Here is a 20,045-nt window from a genome sequence, read left to right on the forward strand (position 1 = left end):
AGTTTTTCTTCAAGCTCGATGATCTTACCTTCAAGCTCATTCTTCTGTTTCCGGTCTGTAATGGCGATAGAACCAATCTTCTTGGCACGGTTACGCACATCTTCAAGTTCAAGCTCGGTTTCTTCAATCAAGATTTCCAGGGCTTCGGCTTTACGTGAAAGTTTCCGGTTCGCCTTAATTGCAAGAGTCTTTTTCATGTTAGCCGCTTGGGAAAACTTCTTAGCTCGATATTTGTGAATCTCTTTTTCTGCATTCAATACACGGATAGCATGGTCCGCCACATTCTTACCACTTACGTTTATTCCTTCAACCAGTTTAAGAAGAGAGTTTGCCAGCCTTTTACGGTTATCAACGTCCGCCTTATTGTTCCACATACTATTCTTAAGAATATGATTAACGAATTCGTCAATCTTCATTCCCGATTCAATAAACATACTTTTCAGGGTTAGGGTTGGGCGAGGTTGAAGCATTACCTTATGAATCTTAACCCTGTTCATCGAGACGTTAAGAGCAGTTCCAATATCACCATGAGCAAGAGCTTTAAACGCTGCTACAACGTCGAGCATGAAGGATGTATCAACATACATAGCCAACATGTAGATTTCATTTTCGGTCAGGTAAGTTCCCTGTGTCTTACCTCCTTTAATTGAGCGATCCCTGAAATCTAGGGATCGGGTGTCTGGACTGTTTTTCCAGTTCTCAAGAGTTTTTGATGATTCTTTAGAAGTCATCCCAGAACCAATGAGCAAATCCTGAGCTTTATACAGCTCTTGTTCTGCGATCATATGTGTTGTCAGGGTGATAGACTTATCGGAAAGGGAAAGGGTGATTGCGTTTACTTTAGTTTTCATTTTAAAAAATCCTAGTTATCTGAGTTGAATAATTTGGTTATCTGTTTGAAAGCTCCACAAGAACACTTGAGGTCAATCTCGGTTATCAGTAAAACCCCTCAAGGTCTACAATCAAACGGATTAGGAACTATTCAACTCAGATAACCGAGATTATGAATTTGTGGGCAGGGAGTGCCCTGATAGGAGTCAGAATCATTTCTTTCTCTCTACATAATTATTTAGGGTAGTAAAAAACATGAAGATTTGACGCTTGGTCAAGTATGTTCCGCCATGTTTACCTTTAATTTTTAAAGTAGGGAATTTCCCTACTTTAGATTCTTGGCTAACTTTACACCTTTAACGTTTAAAGGAGTGAAATTTACTCCTTTAGATTCGATGCTCTTTTTCCAGTTTTAAAGCTATAACAGGCGAAATCTGCCTGTTTAGGACAGCTCAAAACTGAGCCCACCTCAGAACACGAGTGGAATTATTACGAACCCTATAAGAACACACAGAGCGAGGATAATCAGGGCTTGCTTTAGATTGAGTTTCATCAGGGTTCCTTATTGAATAGAAGAGATAACATCATCAAGGTGAATGATTTCACCACCGGCAACCATGATATCTAGTTCAGTATCAGCGATAGAACGACTACGCTTAGAGATTTCAGATTGAACTTGAGCCATCAGATTGGTCAGCTTATCAAGGGCGGCTTTATCGGATGTACGTTGATCATTAAGTTCTTTAATCATCAACTCAGTTTTAGCAGCGTTGTAGTTTGCAACCTCTTCCAGGTGCTTAAACTTATCTTCTGCATTTTTAAATTTAGCGGTATCAGCACGTTTCAGGGAACCAGTGCCACGGAGTTCAAGTTTTTTGAATTGAGTATCGATAGTCATAGATTTTTTCTCACAGGATATATTACGGAATTGGGAATCGTTAGAGGTCATTACAACAACGCCCCGAGAGTCTTTAGTAATGGTTGCTACATCGTGCAGGATTTCATTATTGATTGCAGAGTAACGAATTTGAATAAGGGTTAAATGCTTTTTGGATTCATTGTAATCAGCATATACAGATTGATCAGCATTGATGAAACTGAACTCACACACGTTCTTGATAGCGCGTTTGAAAGCTTTACCTTCTGTTGTAGCAGCTTGAAGACCGTAGCCATTCAGCATTTTATTAACAGCCTTGATGTTTGATACCAATAAAGTGGTAGTATTGGTTTTACCATCCTTCAACTTAACGGAAGTGATATCCCATTGCTTGTCGGAGGTGAAATTGGTGTTCATGTAAATTTGCATTTTGTATTTCCTATTAGAGAGGGGGACTGCAATCCCGTTGATGTACCTTTATTTAGGCACGTTAAAATGAAGGATAAAAACGTCATTTATTGATTTGGATATGAAAAGAATACGGAAACCGTATAAGTAATAGTAAACTCATGGTAAAAGACCCAAAACATTAACTAATATTATGGGAGGGCGTGTAGCCCGCAAACCCGCATCAGATCTGGGCTCAATTTTGAAAGTGTATAAAACGGGAGGCTCGAAGGGATTTCAATAATAGATGGTTATTTTTAATAGATTGTATGATGAATTTATAGAGTGTTTTTGATAGATTATTGCGGAGTGATGAAAAGCGGGGATACGAATATCTTAATCGAAACTGGTTCGAACCTTCAAAACAAATCAAGTTCCTTACTACTATATTTAGTGTAACCTGAAATTAGGTGATCTGAATACTTTTATCTGAAAACCCTAATGCCTAGAATCAAAGTAGAATTGAAACGGCGATAGCCAATCTTTTCCTGTTCAGATCATTCAGTGTATTGAAACCCTTAAAATCATTCCTGTATGAAGTTCTAAGAGATTCCTTGAAGGATTTAATACCATGATAGCCTGAAACCCTTAGAATTGATTATAGAGCTTTGTAGAGACTTTAAAGTGAGTTATAAAATTCATCTTGAAATAAGAAAGAGTGAGCGAAGCGAACAGGGCGATAGCCCGTCTTGTAAAAACTATTCTAATCGATTTCTTGAATTGCTATTAATCTACAAATCCTATTCTAAGTGTAAAGTTTCTATATAGTATTTTATAGAACTTTATAATTAGAAAATCTGAATGATTGATCAAGCGCCTGACGGCGGTCGCTTACGCTCCGTTTCTTCTTTTAAAATTTTCTTAGATGATATTCAGATTATCGCGGGGAGCGAAGCGGGCGTGTATTCTTTTATTGTTACTATGTTTTATTGGTAATATCCTATTGATTATAAAGAGATTTTCGACTCATAACGTCATTTTTTAGATATCAAAAACATTCCAAAACGTCATTTTTAATCTTTAGATATCTGTTCATAGCCAATTCCGCATCATGGTATAATCAACTTATACGGCGGTTTCTTAACCTTCCTAAATACATATGAGTGATGAAGAGGTTTTCATTTCCTAACTCGTACCACCGATAACTAGGTCAATGGGCTGCAACCCACTAGAATTGATTGGCTTCACTCTTACAATATGCCTATTTTTAAAATTAACTCTCGCTCTTAATTATTCAGAAGGTTCTTTTTATAGACAAATCATATGGGATTCAATAGAATGCCATACCTACTTAATCTTATGGAGATTTATATGTTTCTTCCTGATTTTAGCTTTACATCACTAACTGGTAATTTAGTTCTTAAAACTGAAAATGGTATCATTACCATAGATGGTAAATCGTTCGGTCATGAAGAGGGCGGCGATGTATTCTCAAATGGTGAAAGATCACCATACTTGTTACGCTCTGAAAATCATGAAGATGGTTACATTGTAGAAGTTGAGACATCTGTAAGTAGTAATGCAATAAAACTTACAAATGTTATGGATAAGAACCATAATCCAGTTCGCGTGTCTATCATAGAAGATACTCTTGATTTTGTGTCTTATGCTGATATGGATGATGAGGAAGAGTAAATCCTAGACATTTTTACTTTTTCATTTTGATAAAATACAAAAAGCCCCAACCATTACGGAAGGGGCTTTTTGACCAAAAGAAAAGGAAATGTCTAGTAACCGTCTCTTATACATGTATTTAGGGTAGCTTCTTTATCAGCATAAACTCAGACGGTCGCCCAATCGTGTTCGATCCCAACATGTAGTTAAGGAAATCATCTCTTAGCAAAGCCTGAGTCTTAATCAACGCTTCCACCTCTCGGTAACTCAATTCAAATTTTGAGTAACACTGACATATCATTTTCTTCTCAATATCCTCTTGTGCCCAACTCTGAACTTCCTTATTGCTACTCTGATACTCTCGCCATTTCGATTCTTTCGTTATCTTCTTGCCATAGGTAGGGCTCGTCTTCCGAGGGTCTGTGATCCGACTCCAATATTGCTTACATCCAATATATTTCATTCCAGTAACTTTATTAGTTATCAAGTAAATGAATCCTACGTTCTCTTTCTTAGGTTCAAAATCTTCTAATCCAATCCACATTTCATGTTCCTTCTAAATAAATACGGCAACAACGCCATGAATGTATTTAGAAAGGAATAAAAGAAATGAATCTCTCCATAGAGAAACAGCTCTCCATAGATGAGGGTAAAGAACTCACTATCTATTTTGACACCGAGGGTTATCCCACAATCGGAATAGGTCACTTAATCAAGCGCCAGAAGATATCCCGTGATATGGCAATCAAGTTACTCGATTCAGAACTCGGACGCTCCACCAAAGGCACCATAAGCGATTCTGAGTGCTCCCTACTGTTCGGCTATGACTTGGCTAATGTTCATCGTTCTATTCGTCACAGCTCGTTCTATGACTCCTATGTGGGTTTAGATCCGGTAAGGAAATCTGCAATTGAAAATATGGTATTCCAAATGGGTGCAACCGGAGTAAGTCAGTTCAAAAACATGTGGGCTGCCATCCGTGCCCAGGAATGGGGATTAGCGTATGGGAACGGGAAGGATAGTCGATGGTATCGCCAGACAAAGAATCGAGCTGAGAGAGTGCTACAGACGCTTAGAACTGGTTCAACCGCTCATTATCCAAGCAGGTAAATAAGGATGAAGAGATAGAAATATTTCTGTCTCATAAGAAAGACTAAGGAAAATGAAAAATGCCGCTAGGACAAGTATTGCGGTCTGTCTTTATGAAAATTAAGGATAGCCCTATTAACCCTTGGCTAAAATACCCTGCATTAGCTCTGATTGCCGGTGCGTTTGGGTATGCAACCATTATGGGGATCCCGCTGTGAAAACATCATGGAACTCCGGTAACTGGTTCAGCCTGATTATCGAAGTCATTAAGGCTATTGGTAATCGTAAGAAAAATTGAACCTAAATAGATATAGAAGGGATAGAGAAAACTTTATCCCTCTAATCCACCACATTAAGGAAATCAAAATGTCTAAATTCATCGACCGCCTAGAGCAACTAGATAACTACCTCGATAAGAAGCGTGTAGAGAACTACAAGGAACTCTTAGAAGAAATATTGACCATGAGCCATATCCCAGAAGCAATGCGCCAGAAGGTCGTATATGAAGTATTAAGCAAGCATGGATATATCTAATGAACTATCAGATAACAATTGTAGATGATGACCCACTAGAAAAACTGAGTGATGAAGTAGAAGAGATAATTCTAAGTAAGAGCATAGTCGCTGCCATCATAGCAGAACATAAGAAGCAGATGACCGAGCAACTAAGAAAAATCGGACACTGGTAAATAAGAGGGTAAGGGAATAAGTCCTTTACCTAATCAACCACCATAGAGAGAGAAAAGAAAAATGACTAATACCAATAAAGAACTAACTGAATTCCTTGGTACTCCAACATCAAGTGTAATTACTATTGATTACGATGATAGTGAAGAAGTATATGAGCGTATCCAAGAACGACTAAAAGTGCATTTAGATATTATTATCAAAGACCTTAGACATGAAAAGTTCACTAAGCTCCATTCCGAAGTATCCAAGCATTTTGATATCGAACCCGGATATGAGGTAAAAGAAAGTGATTTCATGTCAAATTTGAAACAACATTATGTAGCTTATCAAATTGTTGGTGAGAAGAAAGGATATTGCGTAAACATTACCTTCATGACAGAACGCCTTGATGGATATATAGACGAATTTGATTATGAACATATGCTAGGCGATCTATTAAACCTCGTCGATAAAGTAAACAACTAATCCACCATATAGAGAGAAAAGAAAATGAATACCCAAGACAACTTTATCAATGCAGTTAAAGAAGTAAAATCTTACATGTATGACCGCTGCCAGTATCTCACAGATGAACAGAAAGTATTGATTGAAGGTGAACTTACCATGTTCCTTACCAAGGCTTTTATCAAGCAAGCAGAAGCAGAGAAGAAAGAAGCTGAGAAAGCTAAGAAGGTGATTTCTATGTACATACGTGGGGATGAATCGAACCCGCTCATAAATTCTTTAGTTAAAACTCTTGAAGAGATGAAAGGATCACCTATAACAACTTGGAATATCGTTAAGGAAGCATCCCGTATGGGTAAAGAAATCTGGATGGAACGTGGCGAGTTCGTATTGAAGGATAAAGATGAAACTTATACCGAACAGTTTACCCGTCAGTTGGAACAACATCGTGATCTAATCCAACGCTTGGTAAAAGAAGTAAAATCTAATCGGTGTATAAGCTTCCTGTAACGCTCTCTAAGCAATACCCTGATACCAAATTAGAAAAGAAATCGATAGGGGGGCGTAAATATCCAATTAAATCAAGGTAATGAGACCCCCATCGAAGGCATTTGTGCGCAAATGGAGTTTTGAAATAGTTTTTTTCAAACTATAGTTCGAGCCCATCCCGAGAATTTAAAATGAAGAGAAAATGTAAACACTCTTGGTGCAGCAACATCACGGAGGGCCAGACGTATTGCGCTCTCCACTCATTTGACAAGCCCCAGAAAATCAAAAGAGTTTTCGAAAGTAATAAGTTTTACAAGACCGGTAAATGGGTTCGTATGTCTAAATATCTACGAGCTGAGAAACCTATTTGTGAAGTTTGTCATAACGACACAAGCAGTTTAGTTGATCACTATTGGGAGATCCGTTATCCATTTGGTGAAGATTACGCTCTCGAACCATCCAATTTAATTTGTTGTTGCCATAGTTGCCACAACAAGAAAACCGCAGAATTACAAAGGAGATTAAGAAATGATAAACCCACTAGGGAAACTTTCCTCTGGTTGGAAGTCAATGCGCCTCGCCGTGACACGCTGGAAACAATCAAGGAAATCAAAGCGCGAAGCATTGCGCAAGCAATCAGTTAAATTCAATCTGGAATACTCAAAGGTTATTAACCATGTAGTAGTCCTGGAAGAGAAAATTTATCGAGTCATCATAGATGAATCATCAATCAACGTTATCGATATTACCGGTCGTCCGGTAGAGGATCAGGTGCTTCTTGTCGATATCCTAAGAGAGGTCAAACATGGCAGCAAGGAAAACAACTAACGTTCCTGTCATGCTCTTTAGTCTCCATCCAGATGTAGTACCTATATATAAAAAGGTATTAAACGTTCTTAAGAAACATCGCCAAGTTAACGACTCTGAATTGCCTATCATAGCTACCTACTCAAATCAGGTGTTCTTAAACCAACGCGCAATGATGAGTATGGTAGATGATGGCGTTGTAATTGTATCTGTAACTCAACATGGAGAAGTCCATAAAGAGAATCCACAATGTAAGGTATTCAACCAGACAACCATTCAGATAGCTAAATACGCCGACATTCTCGGTTTATCCGCTAAGGCAAAGAACGATATATCAGCACCTGATGAAAAAGAGGATGAAGAAGATGACCCACTATCAAACCTAATGAAGAAACGAGGCAAGAAGTAATGTTTAAGTATGACGAATCAAAGGGGGTGGAACAATTCAACTTTATAGAGAATGAACCTAATTTGAAGGACTATAGAGGCACCCCGATCAACAGTCCTTATTTTCAAGGTTGGCAATCTGCTTTTGTATATGTTCACCAAGTTCTAACTGGTATTCGTCATTCGAGCAAACGTGAAAGACAAGCAGTAGAGAGATTTATAGAGGACCTAAAGCGACCAGATTTATACATTGATTATGATGACCTTGAAGTTGTTATCATGGTTGCCAACTCTCTAAAGCACCGTATCGGCCCTATATCCGGCTCTCCTATATATCTTCTCCCGTGGCAGATCTGGCATTTCATGAATCTGTTTGCGCTCAAGTATAACGATAAGCACGAGGATCCAGAACTCCATGGATTGAGGAAATATAAAAAAGCATTCAGCTTTCTGGCGAGGGGTAACGGCAAGAGTCAAATGGCGGCAATCATAACGATCTGTATGTTGTTCCTGAATGATGATGGTTCACCCCTCTGTACATCATCAGCCGCTACCAGAGAACAGGCGAGTATCGTCTTTGAGGATATCAAGCACCAGATACAAACGGGCTCTAAGAGCATTAAGAAGCGGTTTAAGGTGATGGCTCGTCACATAGAGTACAAGCCTACCAAGGGTCGCATCATGGCTACATCCTCAGTAGCAAAAAACCTGGATGGTAAGAGGATCCTATGTGGAATTTTAGATGAGATCCATTCTCATCCAGATTCAACAGTCCATGATGTAATCGAATCGAGTCAGGGCTCAGGAACTGCCGAACCAATGCTCTACATGATAACCACAGCCGGTACAGACGTATTCTCATATTGTCGTCAAACTTATGATTACTGCTGTGAGTTAATGGATGGTATCAAGAAGAACGACCGGTATTTTGTCCATATTTTTGAAGCTGATGAAAACAGAAATGCAGATGATCCAATTGCATGGGAACAAGCGAGCCCTTCATATGGTCATGCGGTCGTTCCAACTCTTCTAAAGACAGATTATCTAGGCGCTCAAATGTCACCATCTGCTATGGCTGCTTTCGAGACTAAACGCCTTAACCGTTGGCACGCATACAACGAGAATGGATTCATTGATTCCGCGCTCATAGAGAAGTGTCCTATTGGTTTCACCAAGACTCTTGAAGATTATGAAGAAGGAACAGAAGCATTCCTGGGAATCGATCTGGCACAAACTAATGATCTCTGCACGGTATCCACTCTGATCCCGCAAGATGGAGAGTTCCACGCTTTCACTAAGAGTTTCTTGCCAAGAGCTACCTTCGATAAGACCGTGGATAGTGTCAAGGCGATATACGCTAAGGCGGTTAGCACTGGACACTTAGAATTGACAGAAGGGAATCATACAAATTTGGATAATATTCATAATTATATTGAATCTCTGAGTCGTCATTTTGACCTGGACAAATGCGGTATTGACCCAGCTGCTGGCGGCATCGACTTTGGCAAAAAGCACTATGACCAATATTCGGATGAGTTGATTGCTGTCTCTCAAGGCTATGATCTCTCAAACGCCGCTAGTCGTCTTCTACGTTCTACCTTTATAGGTGGGTTCAAGTTCCACAAGGATGACGTCCTGTTAGCTTGGGCGCTGCAAAATGGACGGGTTAAAGAGGGATTGAAGGGGGATATGTGGGTTCATAAACCAACCACTAATAACGCTCTAAAAATCGACCCGCTTATTGCAACCATGATCGCGTTTAGCCTCGTTCCTATAGTCGATAGCACTCCGACAATACGTTAATTTTTAAGGTGCCCTAAATACCATAGAGAATAAATATTCTACTATGGAGACTCCCTAAATGTTAAATAAAAACTTGAGTCAGCACTTTAATAAAAAGAGTGCTGATTCATCGCCGTATGTCGGAACATCGGGACCGTTCAATATTCCTAGCTTTGGTGATCACAAACCAAACTACTTGCAAGAGCCAACTGCCCTTGCTTGCTTAAAGATAATCTGTAACACCGTTAGTTCACTTCCAATCGAATGTAAATTTGCTGGAAAGAAATATAACGAGTATTCAGAAAATCTTCCTGAGAGTGTAGCGGTCCTAGTACGCAAACCAAATGATGATGAAACCATTAGTCAACTTAGCTCTAAAGTAGCGGCTAACTTGGTTTGTCACAGTGAAGCCTATCTTCAAATTAAAACAATGGGTGCTAAGAAAGGCAAAGGTGGAATTCTCCGCTCGATTGAATGTATCCCTACCAAGAATGTCACTCGAACCAAAGATGGAAAAGGTAAATGGACTTATGGTGGTATCGACAACCAGAACAATCAGATTATCTCTGATGAAATGGTACGTCTAACTGGCGTTGCTCTTGATGAACGAGTGGTTAATATCCTTCAGAACTCTTCTGACATATTCGATTTAAGTTTGAACGGTATTCAATCCGCATCGAACAATCATAAGCGAGGCCCTAAAAACGCTGGCTTCATTCAATATGAAGATAAGCTGAAAGACGAAACCTATAACCGCCTAGATGCTCGCCTTAACTCATTGGCTAATGATGACTCAACAGGGGATATTGTCATATTGGATAAGGGTGCTACGTTCACTCCAAATCCATTCTCGATGAAAGATACCCAGCTTGCCGAAAGCATGGAACTTAGCGTTGAACAAATAGCAATGCTGATGGGTGTCCCTCTGCAATTACTGGGCGGAACTGGTGATAGCTCATTTAAAGATATGAATGAGATCCGCCAAGGCTTTCTGTCTATCACTATCAATCCAATCATCAAGGCAATCGAAGACGCTATTCATAACAAACTGAATTATGAATACATCATCGACTATCAAGAGAAAGATTTCCTGAATTCCAACTATGAAACTCGCGTAAGGCTTGGAATGGAAATGTTCAAGCTTGGTCTGGTTTCTAATATTGAAACACGGGCAACCGCTGATATGGAATCAGAGGGACTTGAAGAACGGTTTGTAATCCAATCCAACAATAACTCCTTTGGTCAACAAGAGGAACAACAGAGAGAAATAACAAATGAGTGAAAAACGTAAGATTAAAAGCGTAGGTAATCGGATTGACCTAAGCCAATTCGCCATTTCTGAAACTGGTGAATTTACCTGTTATGGGAATATTTACAATTATCTGGACCATGCAGGAGATATAACAGTCCCTGGATGTTTTGATTTAAGTATCGAATATCACAAAGAACATGGAACTATGCCGCGCTACCTATTCAACCATGAAGATAATCAGGTTGTGGGTAAATGGATTTCGATGGAAGCAGACGATACCGGTCTATTGCTTAAAGGGAAAATCAACCTCGAAACTGAATTGGGTCAACGAATTTATCAGAATTTGATAGCTGGTGATTTGGATAGCTTCAGTATTCAGTACGAAACCTTGGAAGAAGAAGACCGTGATGGTGTTAATTATCTCATCGCTGTTCATGTGGTTGAAGTATCTGTAGTGACCTTCCCATGTAATGAAGCAAGCCTTCTGATTGATATCAAATCCCGATACAAGAAGAAGAACCAAGAAGAACCGGTTGAAGTAGTTAAAGAAGAAGTTGAAGAAGAATCTATTTTCTCCAAGTCAGATATCTCCGCATTCTCCAAGCGCCTCAAGCAAATCATAAACCGCTAATTTTAGCACCCTAAATAACTTTAGAGATTGGGAAGAAATGGTTCTTTCCTCTCTATCCTATTTTTAATAATAAAAGGAAATATAAAATGTCTGCATTGGCAAAACTGAAATCCCGTAAGTCTGTAAAAGAAGAAGTTGAAGTAATCGATGAACAAGCTCTGGTAGATGCACTCGATCAAATCACTGCACTGGTAGAACAAAATGAAACTATCGTTGCTGCATTGGAAGAGCAAGAAATTAAAGCCAAGGCGCTTGAAGACGAAGTTGAAGAAATGAAACGCCGGAAAGCTGAAGGTAGTGAAGACGAAGACGAGGAGGAAGTTAAAGCCGCTCGTAAATCCTTCAAGACCGCTATGAAGTCTCACTCTGGTGAAATTATCAAAGACGGTAAGCTGAAAGTTAAATCTGCTGCTGGTACTGCTTTCGGTGCCGGTGGCGATACCATCGTTGCAGAAGTTGCTAAGTTCATTACCGAGCGTGTAATGAAGCAATCCGCACTGGTAGCTCATTTCGGTCAAGAAACTGCCGGTGGTCGTGACTACAGCAAGAAAATTGCTAAGGGTGGCACCGTTGCTTCATGGGAAGGCGAATATTCCTCTACCGTTCCTGTTCTGGTCGATGTTAAAGCCACATCTGGTACTCTGACCAGCTCCCCGATGGTTGATAAAAACGTAGCGGCTGACAGCTTCTTTGACGCTTATAGCTGGCTGCAAAACGATGCACTGAAGCGTATCGCTGCACAATCTGCGCTGGCTCTGCTGTCCGGTGATGGTGTTAAGAAGCCTAAAGGACTGACCAAGCGTTTTGACCTTGTAGAGGGTGCCAAGCCGGTTGAAGAACGTGATGTGGAAATCTTCGCTACCACTCAACTTGAAGATATCGCCAAGGTTGAAGATGCCCTACGTAAGTTGGTTCTGTCCGTTCCTGCTGATTATCACGGTAATGCCCGTTGGGGTATGAGCCAAGACGCTTATGAGCGCATTCATGCTGTTAAGGACGGTATGGGTCGTGGTCTGCTTCAAATGGATCCCACAAACCCGCTCAACATGAAAATGTTCGGTTTTGATGTGGTTATCGATGTAACTCTGAAGGATACCGACCCGGTAATGTTTGGTGACTTCGATGCTGGTATCAAAGTTGTGAACCTGCCTAATACTCTGGACGTTGTAAGCAACATCTACCGTATCCCTGGCAATATGGTTTATGACATTACCATGCGCTCCTCAATCATCGCTGGTACTAACGATGCTATCGCGGGTCTGGTTCTTCCGGTAGCTGCTGCCGCTTGAGAGATCACCGGTTTAGGGGAGGGTAATATCTCCCCTATGTCAGCTCGTATGTTTGTAATCGATTCTCCTGATTCTCTAAATGTTGTTGAGAGTGGGGAGAATATTACATCTCCCGAGATCACCGTAAAGACGACAACCAGAAAACGAAAAGTAACAAGCTGAATAGTCAATTAAGCCCCTTAACTGGGGCTTTTTTGTGCCCCTAAATAATATAAATACTACAGGAGATATAAATGAAACAAGTTGAATACAAAATAGATGGTTATGAATCGACAAATCTAGAAACCCTTATATCAGATGATGAAATACAGAATTTCCTGAGATTACCTGATTCAGACCAAGAAATTCCAATTCTCCGAGAAGCTGCAATACGAATGGCAGAACGTTATATGAATCGACCCCTCACTAAGCAGTCTGGATGGGTCTATGCGAACGCCCATGAGTTCCGCATACCCTACACACCTATCACTGGTTCTATCGCCATTAAATCGATTACAGACTCATCTGATAAGCCGGTAACTGGTTACTCATGGGACAAGGTAACTAACAAAGTTAAAATTGATAGACTGGTACAACTTCCAGTAACTATTTCTATTGATTTTGTGAAAGAGGATATCCCTCTTCCTGCTGCTATCAAATTAGCGATTCTTAAAATCGTGGCGACCGAATACGAGTATAGAGAAAGTAGTATTGTTGGTGCATCCGTTGCGGAAATCCCTAACTCGGCATCTCGCATTCTTGACCTTTATAGTTTACCGGCTGGGGGTGTCTACTAATGCGTATAGGATCAATGAGGCATTCGGTAGATATCCTTAATCGAGAAATGACACAAGATGATTATGGCAGTCCAAAATACCAAGATAAAGTATTCATTAAGCTAAAAGCCCAAATGACGTATGACAACCAAGTAGATTCAGATAGCAAATACGATTCTAAATGGGCATTCAGAGTGGTCTTGAAAACTCGTTATATCTCCAAAATCATGGATGTTATGAATAGCAGAGACTCTTATCGAGTCGCTTGGCAAGGCAAGTTCTACAAGATCATAACCATGGACAATTGGAACAACCTCAACAAGTACATCACTCTTTATTTGGAGCAAGACCGTGGCTAAGACAAAACTAGAAGGATTAGACGATCTTAATAAGTTATTAGATTCACTTATTGACCCCAAATTTCGGGCAAGAACTTTAAGGAATGCAGTCAAACCAGTCATGGAAGAAGTTAAACAAGACATGATATCGGCGAAACCAGACTCTATTAAAGATTCAGATGTGGTTATCAAGACGAAGGTGAATACAGGCAAGGCTGAAAAGAATGGTTCAAAGCAAGGGTTCATCAAATCTGACAAGTTCAATGAACTTTATTCAGAAGTAACCTTTAAGACCAAGCGGGGAGAGTATGGAGAAGAGAGTGCATATGGAATGGCAACCATCCTTAACTATGGCAGAAATAACCCTCTAGCGCGTGTCCGTGGTGATTCTAAGTTCCACTCCTTCGGTAAACCTACAGAAGAAAGTCATCGCTATATAGGCGTGACCCAAGGGCTTCATTTTGTCGAAAAAGTGAGATTCCAAAACGAAAATAAGATAGCTGAAGATTTTGGTAAACGTCTTCTTGATGAAGTTGAAAAAGAGATTAAGAAACAAGACAAACGAAACAATAGGAAAAAATAATGGTAGAAAAATCAGTCCATGCAATGCTGGCTCCTTCCGGATTAAAAACGTTTCCATTCCAAGCTCCTGACAATATAGGTGAATCTGAAAGTTTTATCACTTATATGAGAATCGGGAATAAGACTACTACGAAGTATTATTCAATGGACAAGCAGATTGATGAGAGTCTCTTCGCCTGTTCTATTAGTTCTAGTGAATATCCGAAGCTTGTCGAAATCTGGAAGGCCCTAAATAAAAGTATCTTGAAGTATCAAGACGAAATCGTGATGGGTGTCGCTGTTCGTTCGTTTGATGATTTTAAAGCGAATCAGGGACAGTTTGTCCGCGAATTTCAAATAGGTGTCACTCATGTCACCGACTTAACTTAACAAAAGGAAAATTAAAATGGCTCTAACCGATGCAACCGTTGCTAACTATATGACGGTCAAAATGGATACTGTAGAGATTACAGATATCGAACAAACCTCTGGTGGTGGTATCAATACCAATATCATCGAGTTCTTCAACTTCAACAAACGCTTTAGTCGTAAGATGACAGGTTCCAGTTCTGTCGATGCTTATGAACTGGTGTGTACGTTCATTCCTGGTAGTCCTTCATATAAGGCGCTTAAAGCTGCTGCTGATGATCAAGCTAAACATGAATTCACTATTATCTATCATGATGGCCCAAAAAAGACTGGTGGTTATCAAGTTAAATTTAGTGCCTTCATTGGTTCTAAGTCTATTAGCTCAGAGTTTGATACCCAGCGTACAGTGTCATATCAGATCACCGTTGATGGTGAGCCTGTTGAATCTGACGTTACTGGTGCTTAATAAAAAGCCATCCTACTTGGGTGGCTTTTTTGTTCCCTAAATAAATTATATAACAACTACCAATTAGGGGATTTAAAATGAAAATGCTTGACCGTTTTGGTCTGAAACCAAAGAAAGGAACAATAAAAGTTGAGGATGAAACTCTAGAGTTCTTCTACAAACCAATGTCATACAATCTCGTTTATGAAGTATGTAATCAATTTGATGAGGTGATCCGTACCTTGCTAATCATTCGCCACTGCCTTATGGAGATTAATGGTGATCCAGTATTCGATCCTAACGTTGATCTATCTGTCATTGGTGATGCATTCGAATATCATGTAATCAGTCTTATGAGTACCCATATTGTTAACGATAGTGGTCTGAACAAAAGCATAAAAGATGAAATTGCGGGAAAGCCCGAGCGTTGATTGTCGATGACACCTTGAGATTCATGTTTGAACTATCCATAGCTCTTGGTGTACCTATTCATGAGATAAAAGAATGGCCTTATGAAACAATCAATGAATATAGGGCATTCAACGCTATAGCACCATTCACAAAGGAAGCTGACCACACTTTACTAGGTTACATGATAGCCCTTCTGCGCAATCAGAACGTGACTAAGAAATCTAATATTAAGAACATGACAGACCTTGTTCCATGGCTTGAGAGGAAGTTGCCTGAATACCTCGAACACGAACTGATAATCAAGGCTCGCCGGTTGTCTGCTGTTGCTAGAACCGAGTACGCCATCTTTGATCTAATAGGTCATATTGATGAAACCATACAGGACGAGTTACAGAAGGGTGATAAGAAGGATTCCTATCTAATTCATAGACTTATGGAGATCAAGAGAGATATCACACCTAAGAAGGCTGACGAGGAATAAACAGAACTACAGATCTCCGTTTGGATCTGTTAGTATATATAAAACACTCATAAGGAAACTAAAAAATGATACCTGTAGAACTGATCCTTTTTGTCTTACTGGTCGTGTATATCTTCATTGCATTTGCGATTGCACAAGCAGGAGAGAACAACAGAGGGACTAACTTTGTAACTTGTATGACTATTGGGATTCTCACATCACCTATCGGCTCATTGCTCTATATCTTCTACCATCCTAATTTTAAGAAGGATAGACAGCACGCTGAATTGGTTGAGTTGCTAAAGAATAAGTAATCTATTCCAACATATCATGGCTCCTTCGGGAGCCTTTTTTGTTTCTGCACCCCTAAATACAAGGAGAATTAAGATAATCATATAAGAGAGGTAAGCAATGGCTGGTGTAAATGTGGTGATGTCAGCCCAGACACAGAAATACGTGAATGACATCAAGAAAGCTCAACAAGAAGGGAATAAAAGCTTCAATACTATAAGTAAAGACGCAACGAATATGGGGAATGAAGTTACGTCAGCATTCAATCTCCCCAGCAATGCCGTTACAGGCTTTCTAGCGCGGCTGGGGCCCGTTGCTGGTGCATTAGGTATCATCGGCGGCGCTGCATATGGAGCAGGTGTCAAACTCGCTCAGATGGGCGCTGAAGTAGGGAAGAATCAGAAACAGCTTGAATTACTGGCTAAACAGTCTGGTCTTACAGCACAACAGGTGAATGAGATAGGTCTTGCTGCAACTGGTGTCGGTATCGACCTGGAAAAGCTTGGTGATATCTCCCGTGATGTTATTGACCGAATCGGAGACAACATCAGCACGGGGGGCGGCGCCCTTCAAGATCTATGGGACACTCTGAAAGGTAAGTCTGCAATGACCATTGAGGATCTAAAAGGTCTTGGTGGTATTGAAGCATTGAAGCGCATTCAACAAGAACTAGATTTGGTTGGAGCAAGTACAGCACAACAGACATTTGTAATGGAAAGCCTTTCTTCTGATGCCAGTAAACTATCTGGTGTTCTAAGAATGAATGAACAACAGCTTTCAGACATGCTAGATGGATATGCGACCAAGCGGGCTTCTCTTGCTCAATCAACCATAACAGATATAGACCGCATTCAGAGCAATATGAATACCCTTAGTAATAACTTCAATGCGGCAATGGTGAACTCATTTTCTTCACTAATCCGTCTTGCTGACACTATGACTAAGAAAATTTCTGATTCCTTGTATGACATGAGCGAAAGTGCAAAGTCTCAACAAGTTGTTGGTGATTATATATCTGGCGGGAAAGTTAGTAGTGGTAATAGCCAAGACCTGATAGACAATGCAAGCAAGATTCAAGAACAGATTAGGATGGATTCTGCGGCTAAGGCGAGTATTGAGTTTAATCCTATTTTCAATGCTGACGAATTTAAGAAGCGTAGAGATGAATTGATTTCTCAAGGTATGGAGAAACTTAGACAAGATGTAGTAAAGGCAACCGACTTTAAGAACTCCGAACAGATTAATGCCCAATCATCAGGGACTACTGGTAACGCTGCTGCCGTTTCTTATGGTAGTTCTAAGGATGCTAATAAAGCACTTGAAGAGAACGAGAAGCAACGTATTCAGATAATGTCCGAAATGGGTAAGATAGAAACCCAACTTCAAAATTCAATTGGTGATGAAACTACTAAAGCCCTTCAATCTAGTTTAACTCAACAGCAAGACCTCCTGAAAGCCAATGGTGAGCAACGTAATACCATCACTGAGGCTCAGTCTAAGTTTGCTCTTGAAGCCGCTCAGAAGCGTTTCACAGCTCTAGGTGTACTAAATAAGACTGAAGAGGATGCAGCAAATTATGCCCATCAACAACAGTTAGAAAATTTGAAGAAATATCTTGCTGAGGGAAGCCTAACTCAATCTGAATTTGACGAAGCAAAGCTAATAGCAGCCAAGACCTTATCTGAAAAATTGGTAGAGATTAAGGATAATCAGCTTAAGAGAGAGAAGGAGTTAGAGACCAAGGCTTTCAATGAGCAACAAGCAATTCTTCAAGGTAAATTGGGGTTTGCTGTTCTGGCTCAGGATAAAGCAGACCTTGAACTTGAAATCGCTGTGACTGCTGCACAACGCCAAATGGAAGTTGTTAATGAGCAAGCAGGAAGTGAAGTAATCACCGAACAGATGAAGCAAGACAAGATTTCTGAATTACGTCAGGAACATCGTGATAAGGAAATCGAGCGCGAACTCGTAGATATTCAAAGTGCGGAACAAAGGGACATTATCAAATGGGAGATGAAGCGTCAGTTCTTAGATGAACAATACGAACTCGGTCTGTTATCAGAGGAAGCATATGCTGAAAAATCCCTAGAGATTGATAGGAATACTACGGCGGCAAAACGTGCGCTGATTCAAGTTCAGCTAGGGAACATGAGTGAGTTGTTTAGTGGAATGGCCCAGAACCTTGAGAAAGGGAGCAAAATGCAACGTGCAGCCTTTAGTTTGGAGAAGGCATCTACCGTCGCGAATGTAACTCTTGCTGGCTTTGATGCACTGGCAGCCATAGACAAAGACCCATCACTGCCAACCCTAGCAAGTAAGAACATCGCCAAGGCAACAACTATCGCATCTACAGGGGCTCAGATAGCGGGAGCTGTAGCTGTGACTATGGGACAGTTCCATTCAGGGACTGATTCAGCTCCATATGCTGGCGAAATTAGCAATACCGGTTCTTATATACTTAAGGGTGGGGAACGTGTTGTTCAAGCAGAGGCGAACAAGGATCTAACTGCATATCTTGAATCCAACAAGAGTAATTCTGGAGCGGTATCCGTTTCTATGCCTGTCACTATTCAAGGTGACGTATCAGAAGATTCATTACCAAAACTCCAAGCTCAATTAATAGAGAGTGCAGAGCTTATTTCTCATCTAGTAAGACAGGACCAATCAAATCGGGGAGGGTAATATCTCCCCCTTCAATAACGATTAAGGAATTAAAATGGCTAACAAGCAAATTAAATGGGATTTGGATATCTATCGTGGAGACTCGAAAAGAATTCAGATGACATTCGTAAATGTAGACGATGTAACAGGGGTAACAACCCCTGTCGATCTAACTAATCTAACAGTGAAATTACAGGCGCGATATGCAGCCAACGATCTTGGAATTGCATTCGAATTGCCATGGGTAACATTAAACGCTAAAGCGGGGCAGGGATATTTTAATCTATCAAAAAACATGGCTGAATCTTTAGCTGCTCCTTATAGCCCAGACGTTAGTAAAACCTCTGGTGTCTATGATATCCAGCTATGGAGCAAGACCGATGCCCAAGCGTCATTCACGCCAATATTTGGTAATTTCGTAATTCGTCAAGACATTACAAGGACTCAATAAATGGCACTTCAAATTAAAATTGTAGAAACAGCAATGAATTTTACGGGCGCTGGGTTTGAACAAGAGCCCATCAGCCAGTCAGTTCATATTCTTGAGAATGTGACAATTGGAGATGCACTCACACAAGGCTGGCGAGACGAAACTAAGCAATATCGTGATGAAATTGTCTCAGGTAGTTTTCTCGGTGATTCTTTGGTTCTAGCGTCCGACAAGGCTTATCCCGTGACACTCAAAGCCGTTCCAACTGGATTCCAATTGTGGTTATAAGGAATATCTAATGTATAGAAAAGTAATATTGAGAGAAAGGGGAGTGATGGTTGGGGGAGAGTATTCCATCAACCATATTCCAGCCCCTCACATCATGGCACCTGTAACGATGTATAAGCCATCCCTTCCGACTAGGCACCCACACCCTTTAGTTGAGTATGGAATTCGTGAGAACGATTCTGGGGAGCTTGTCGCGTACTGGGAAACTGATTCATATAACCATGAGTTTCATACTGAGTTCTTGATCGAAGTGAATGGGATTGTTCTAGATAAATTCAATTATTTCTTCAAGTAAGAACCATTAATCAACTGGCTCCTTTGGGAGCCTTTTTCATATCTCTAAATAAAGGGGTGATGTCTAACTAAAAATTAAGGAATTCATAATGTCACAAGAAAAAGCTCTTGAT

General features: G+C 40.3%; 26 protein-coding genes. 23 read left to right on the forward strand and 3 right to left on the reverse strand.

Going from position 1 to position 20,045, the window contains the following annotated elements; translation table 11 throughout:
* On the reverse strand, positions 1 to 851 hold an 851-nt coding region (locus tag BN1128_RS03360; RefSeq protein ID WP_042866312.1), incomplete at its 3' end, for a hypothetical protein.
* Between the two features lie 542 nt (positions 852 to 1,393).
* The gene (locus tag BN1128_RS03365; RefSeq protein ID WP_156140099.1) at positions 1,394 to 2,125 is read right to left on the reverse strand and encodes a hypothetical protein; all 732 of its coding nucleotides are present in this window, start codon (positions 2,123 to 2,125) and stop codon (positions 1,394 to 1,396) included.
* Between the two features lie 1,341 nt (positions 2,126 to 3,466).
* On the opposite strand from BN1128_RS03365, the gene BN1128_RS25180 reads away from it, so the two are divergent.
* Positions 3,467 to 3,790, forward strand: coding sequence for a hypothetical protein (locus BN1128_RS25180; RefSeq protein ID WP_156140100.1), 324 nt, complete (start codon positions 3,467 to 3,469; stop codon positions 3,788 to 3,790).
* Between the two features lie 118 nt (positions 3,791 to 3,908).
* Here BN1128_RS25180 and BN1128_RS26550 read toward each other — a convergent pair whose 3' ends face one another.
* Entirely contained in the window at positions 3,909 to 4,313 is a 405-nt protein-coding gene (locus tag BN1128_RS26550) for a hypothetical protein (protein ID WP_052445488.1), read from the reverse strand.
* A gap of 65 nt (positions 4,314 to 4,378) precedes the next feature.
* Between BN1128_RS26550 and BN1128_RS03375 the strand changes: the two genes are divergently transcribed.
* From BN1128_RS03375 to BN1128_RS03475, 22 genes are all read left to right on the forward strand, one after another.
* Positions 4,379 to 4,879 carry a glycoside hydrolase family protein gene (locus BN1128_RS03375; RefSeq protein WP_042866314.1) on the forward strand — a complete coding sequence of 167 codons (501 nt, stop codon included), beginning with the start codon at positions 4,379 to 4,381 and terminating at the stop codon, positions 4,877 to 4,879.
* Positions 4,880 to 5,224: 345 nt separating this feature from the next.
* Positions 5,225 to 5,392, forward strand: coding sequence for a hypothetical protein (locus BN1128_RS25185; protein WP_156140101.1), 168 nt, complete (start codon positions 5,225 to 5,227; stop codon positions 5,390 to 5,392).
* A complete protein-coding gene (locus BN1128_RS25190) occupies positions 5,392 to 5,547 on the forward strand; it encodes a hypothetical protein (RefSeq protein WP_156140102.1) in 156 nt (51 codons plus the stop codon). The genes BN1128_RS25185 and BN1128_RS25190 overlap by 1 nt, the downstream gene beginning before the upstream one ends.
* A gap of 61 nt (positions 5,548 to 5,608) precedes the next feature.
* Entirely contained in the window at positions 5,609 to 6,013 is a 405-nt protein-coding gene (locus BN1128_RS03380) for a hypothetical protein (protein WP_042866315.1), read from the forward strand.
* A 24-nt stretch (positions 6,014 to 6,037) separates the two neighbouring features.
* Positions 6,038 to 6,502, forward strand: a complete 465-nt coding sequence (locus BN1128_RS03385) for a hypothetical protein (protein ID WP_042866316.1) — start codon at positions 6,038 to 6,040, stop codon at positions 6,500 to 6,502.
* A 507-nt stretch (positions 6,503 to 7,009) separates the two neighbouring features.
* Positions 7,010 to 7,309 carry a hypothetical protein gene (locus BN1128_RS03390; RefSeq protein WP_042866317.1) on the forward strand — a complete coding sequence of 100 codons (300 nt, stop codon included), beginning with the start codon at positions 7,010 to 7,012 and terminating at the stop codon, positions 7,307 to 7,309.
* Positions 7,287 to 7,697, forward strand: coding sequence for a P27 family phage terminase small subunit (locus tag BN1128_RS03395; RefSeq protein WP_082030350.1), 411 nt, complete (start codon positions 7,287 to 7,289; stop codon positions 7,695 to 7,697). Before BN1128_RS03390 ends, BN1128_RS03395 begins: the two co-directional genes overlap by 23 nt.
* Positions 7,697 to 9,478, forward strand: a complete 1,782-nt coding sequence (locus tag BN1128_RS03400) for a terminase large subunit (protein ID WP_042866319.1) — start codon at positions 7,697 to 7,699, stop codon at positions 9,476 to 9,478. The genes BN1128_RS03395 and BN1128_RS03400 overlap by 1 nt, the downstream gene beginning before the upstream one ends.
* A 58-nt stretch (positions 9,479 to 9,536) precedes the next feature.
* Positions 9,537 to 10,739, forward strand: coding sequence for a phage portal protein (locus tag BN1128_RS03405; RefSeq protein ID WP_082030351.1), 1,203 nt, complete (start codon positions 9,537 to 9,539; stop codon positions 10,737 to 10,739).
* Positions 10,732 to 11,340 carry an HK97 family phage prohead protease gene (locus BN1128_RS03410; protein WP_082030352.1) on the forward strand — a complete coding sequence of 203 codons (609 nt, stop codon included), beginning with the start codon at positions 10,732 to 10,734 and terminating at the stop codon, positions 11,338 to 11,340. Before BN1128_RS03405 ends, BN1128_RS03410 begins: the two co-directional genes overlap by 8 nt.
* A gap of 59 nt (positions 11,341 to 11,399) precedes the next feature.
* On the forward strand, positions 11,400 to 12,629 hold the full coding sequence (locus BN1128_RS03415; protein WP_276325052.1) for a phage major capsid protein: 1,230 nt from the start codon (positions 11,400 to 11,402) through the stop codon (positions 12,627 to 12,629).
* A gap of 233 nt (positions 12,630 to 12,862) precedes the next feature.
* Positions 12,863 to 13,405, forward strand: a complete 543-nt coding sequence (locus tag BN1128_RS03420) for a head-tail connector protein (protein WP_042866323.1) — start codon at positions 12,863 to 12,865, stop codon at positions 13,403 to 13,405.
* Positions 13,405 to 13,743, forward strand: coding sequence for a phage head completion protein (locus BN1128_RS26555; protein WP_420864918.1), 339 nt, complete (start codon positions 13,405 to 13,407; stop codon positions 13,741 to 13,743). The genes BN1128_RS03420 and BN1128_RS26555 overlap by 1 nt, the downstream gene beginning before the upstream one ends.
* Positions 13,736 to 14,305: a hypothetical protein gene (locus BN1128_RS03430; protein WP_156140103.1), complete on the forward strand. Its 570-nt coding sequence runs from the start codon at positions 13,736 to 13,738 to the stop codon at positions 14,303 to 14,305. The genes BN1128_RS26555 and BN1128_RS03430 overlap by 8 nt, the downstream gene beginning before the upstream one ends.
* A complete protein-coding gene (locus tag BN1128_RS03435; RefSeq protein WP_042866326.1) occupies positions 14,305 to 14,673 on the forward strand; it encodes a hypothetical protein in 369 nt (122 codons plus the stop codon). Before BN1128_RS03430 ends, BN1128_RS03435 begins: the two co-directional genes overlap by 1 nt.
* Positions 14,674 to 14,689: 16 nt before the next feature.
* The gene (locus BN1128_RS03440; RefSeq protein WP_042866327.1) at positions 14,690 to 15,118 is read left to right on the forward strand and encodes a hypothetical protein; all 429 of its coding nucleotides are present in this window, start codon (positions 14,690 to 14,692) and stop codon (positions 15,116 to 15,118) included.
* 77 nt (positions 15,119 to 15,195) lie between these two features.
* The gene (locus tag BN1128_RS03445) at positions 15,196 to 15,528 is read left to right on the forward strand and encodes a hypothetical protein (RefSeq protein WP_042866328.1); all 333 of its coding nucleotides are present in this window, start codon (positions 15,196 to 15,198) and stop codon (positions 15,526 to 15,528) included.
* A 23-nt stretch (positions 15,529 to 15,551) separates the two neighbouring features.
* On the forward strand, positions 15,552 to 15,989 hold the full coding sequence (locus BN1128_RS24045) for a hypothetical protein (protein WP_156140104.1): 438 nt from the start codon (positions 15,552 to 15,554) through the stop codon (positions 15,987 to 15,989).
* A gap of 390 nt (positions 15,990 to 16,379) precedes the next feature.
* A complete protein-coding gene (locus BN1128_RS03460; protein WP_042866330.1) occupies positions 16,380 to 18,941 on the forward strand; it encodes a coiled-coil domain-containing protein in 2,562 nt (853 codons plus the stop codon).
* 34 nt (positions 18,942 to 18,975) lie between these two features.
* On the forward strand, positions 18,976 to 19,371 hold the full coding sequence (locus BN1128_RS03465) for a hypothetical protein (RefSeq protein WP_042866332.1): 396 nt from the start codon (positions 18,976 to 18,978) through the stop codon (positions 19,369 to 19,371).
* On the forward strand, positions 19,372 to 19,638 hold the full coding sequence (locus tag BN1128_RS03470; protein WP_042866334.1) for a hypothetical protein: 267 nt from the start codon (positions 19,372 to 19,374) through the stop codon (positions 19,636 to 19,638). It begins immediately after the preceding gene.
* A gap of 10 nt (positions 19,639 to 19,648) precedes the next feature.
* On the forward strand, positions 19,649 to 19,933 hold the full coding sequence (locus BN1128_RS03475; protein ID WP_042866335.1) for a hypothetical protein: 285 nt from the start codon (positions 19,649 to 19,651) through the stop codon (positions 19,931 to 19,933).
* Positions 19,934 to 20,045 lie beyond the last annotated feature (112 nt).

This window comes from Aeromonas piscicola, assembly GCF_000820005.1.
GTDB lineage: Bacteria > Pseudomonadota > Gammaproteobacteria > Enterobacterales > Aeromonadaceae > Aeromonas > Aeromonas piscicola.

What these genes read in the sequence shown, in the direction of transcription:
- BN1128_RS03365 (WP_156140099.1), bottom strand. Translation starts at nt 2,125, where the DNA reads ATGAACACCAATTTCACCTCCGACAAGCAATGGGATATCACTTCCGTT.
- BN1128_RS25180 (WP_156140100.1), top strand. Translation starts at nt 3,467, where the DNA reads ATGTTTCTTCCTGATTTTAGCTTTACATCACTAACTGGTAATTTAGTT.
- BN1128_RS26550 (WP_052445488.1), bottom strand. Translation starts at nt 4,313, where the DNA reads ATGTGGATTGGATTAGAAGATTTTGAACCTAAGAAAGAGAACGTAGGA.
- BN1128_RS03375 (WP_042866314.1), top strand. Translation starts at nt 4,379, where the DNA reads ATGAATCTCTCCATAGAGAAACAGCTCTCCATAGATGAGGGTAAAGAA.
- BN1128_RS25185 (WP_156140101.1), top strand. Translation starts at nt 5,225, where the DNA reads ATGTCTAAATTCATCGACCGCCTAGAGCAACTAGATAACTACCTCGAT.
- BN1128_RS25190 (WP_156140102.1), top strand. Translation starts at nt 5,392, where the DNA reads ATGAACTATCAGATAACAATTGTAGATGATGACCCACTAGAAAAACTG.
- BN1128_RS03380 (WP_042866315.1), top strand. Translation starts at nt 5,609, where the DNA reads ATGACTAATACCAATAAAGAACTAACTGAATTCCTTGGTACTCCAACA.
- BN1128_RS03385 (WP_042866316.1), top strand. Translation starts at nt 6,038, where the DNA reads ATGAATACCCAAGACAACTTTATCAATGCAGTTAAAGAAGTAAAATCT.
- BN1128_RS03390 (WP_042866317.1), top strand. Translation starts at nt 7,010, where the DNA reads ATGATAAACCCACTAGGGAAACTTTCCTCTGGTTGGAAGTCAATGCGC.
- BN1128_RS03395 (WP_082030350.1), top strand. Translation starts at nt 7,287, where the DNA reads ATGGCAGCAAGGAAAACAACTAACGTTCCTGTCATGCTCTTTAGTCTC.
- BN1128_RS03400 (WP_042866319.1), top strand. Translation starts at nt 7,697, where the DNA reads ATGTTTAAGTATGACGAATCAAAGGGGGTGGAACAATTCAACTTTATA.
- BN1128_RS03405 (WP_082030351.1), top strand. Translation starts at nt 9,537, where the DNA reads ATGTTAAATAAAAACTTGAGTCAGCACTTTAATAAAAAGAGTGCTGAT.
- BN1128_RS03410 (WP_082030352.1), top strand. Translation starts at nt 10,732, where the DNA reads ATGAGTGAAAAACGTAAGATTAAAAGCGTAGGTAATCGGATTGACCTA.
- BN1128_RS03420 (WP_042866323.1), top strand. Translation starts at nt 12,863, where the DNA reads ATGAAACAAGTTGAATACAAAATAGATGGTTATGAATCGACAAATCTA.
- BN1128_RS26555 (WP_420864918.1), top strand. Translation starts at nt 13,405, where the DNA reads ATGCGTATAGGATCAATGAGGCATTCGGTAGATATCCTTAATCGAGAA.
- BN1128_RS03435 (WP_042866326.1), top strand. Translation starts at nt 14,305, where the DNA reads ATGGTAGAAAAATCAGTCCATGCAATGCTGGCTCCTTCCGGATTAAAA.
- BN1128_RS03440 (WP_042866327.1), top strand. Translation starts at nt 14,690, where the DNA reads ATGGCTCTAACCGATGCAACCGTTGCTAACTATATGACGGTCAAAATG.
- BN1128_RS03445 (WP_042866328.1), top strand. Translation starts at nt 15,196, where the DNA reads ATGAAAATGCTTGACCGTTTTGGTCTGAAACCAAAGAAAGGAACAATA.
- BN1128_RS24045 (WP_156140104.1), top strand. Translation starts at nt 15,552, where the DNA reads ATGTTTGAACTATCCATAGCTCTTGGTGTACCTATTCATGAGATAAAA.
- BN1128_RS03460 (WP_042866330.1), top strand. Translation starts at nt 16,380, where the DNA reads ATGGCTGGTGTAAATGTGGTGATGTCAGCCCAGACACAGAAATACGTG.
- BN1128_RS03465 (WP_042866332.1), top strand. Translation starts at nt 18,976, where the DNA reads ATGGCTAACAAGCAAATTAAATGGGATTTGGATATCTATCGTGGAGAC.
- BN1128_RS03470 (WP_042866334.1), top strand. Translation starts at nt 19,372, where the DNA reads ATGGCACTTCAAATTAAAATTGTAGAAACAGCAATGAATTTTACGGGC.
- BN1128_RS03475 (WP_042866335.1), top strand. Translation starts at nt 19,649, where the DNA reads ATGTATAGAAAAGTAATATTGAGAGAAAGGGGAGTGATGGTTGGGGGA.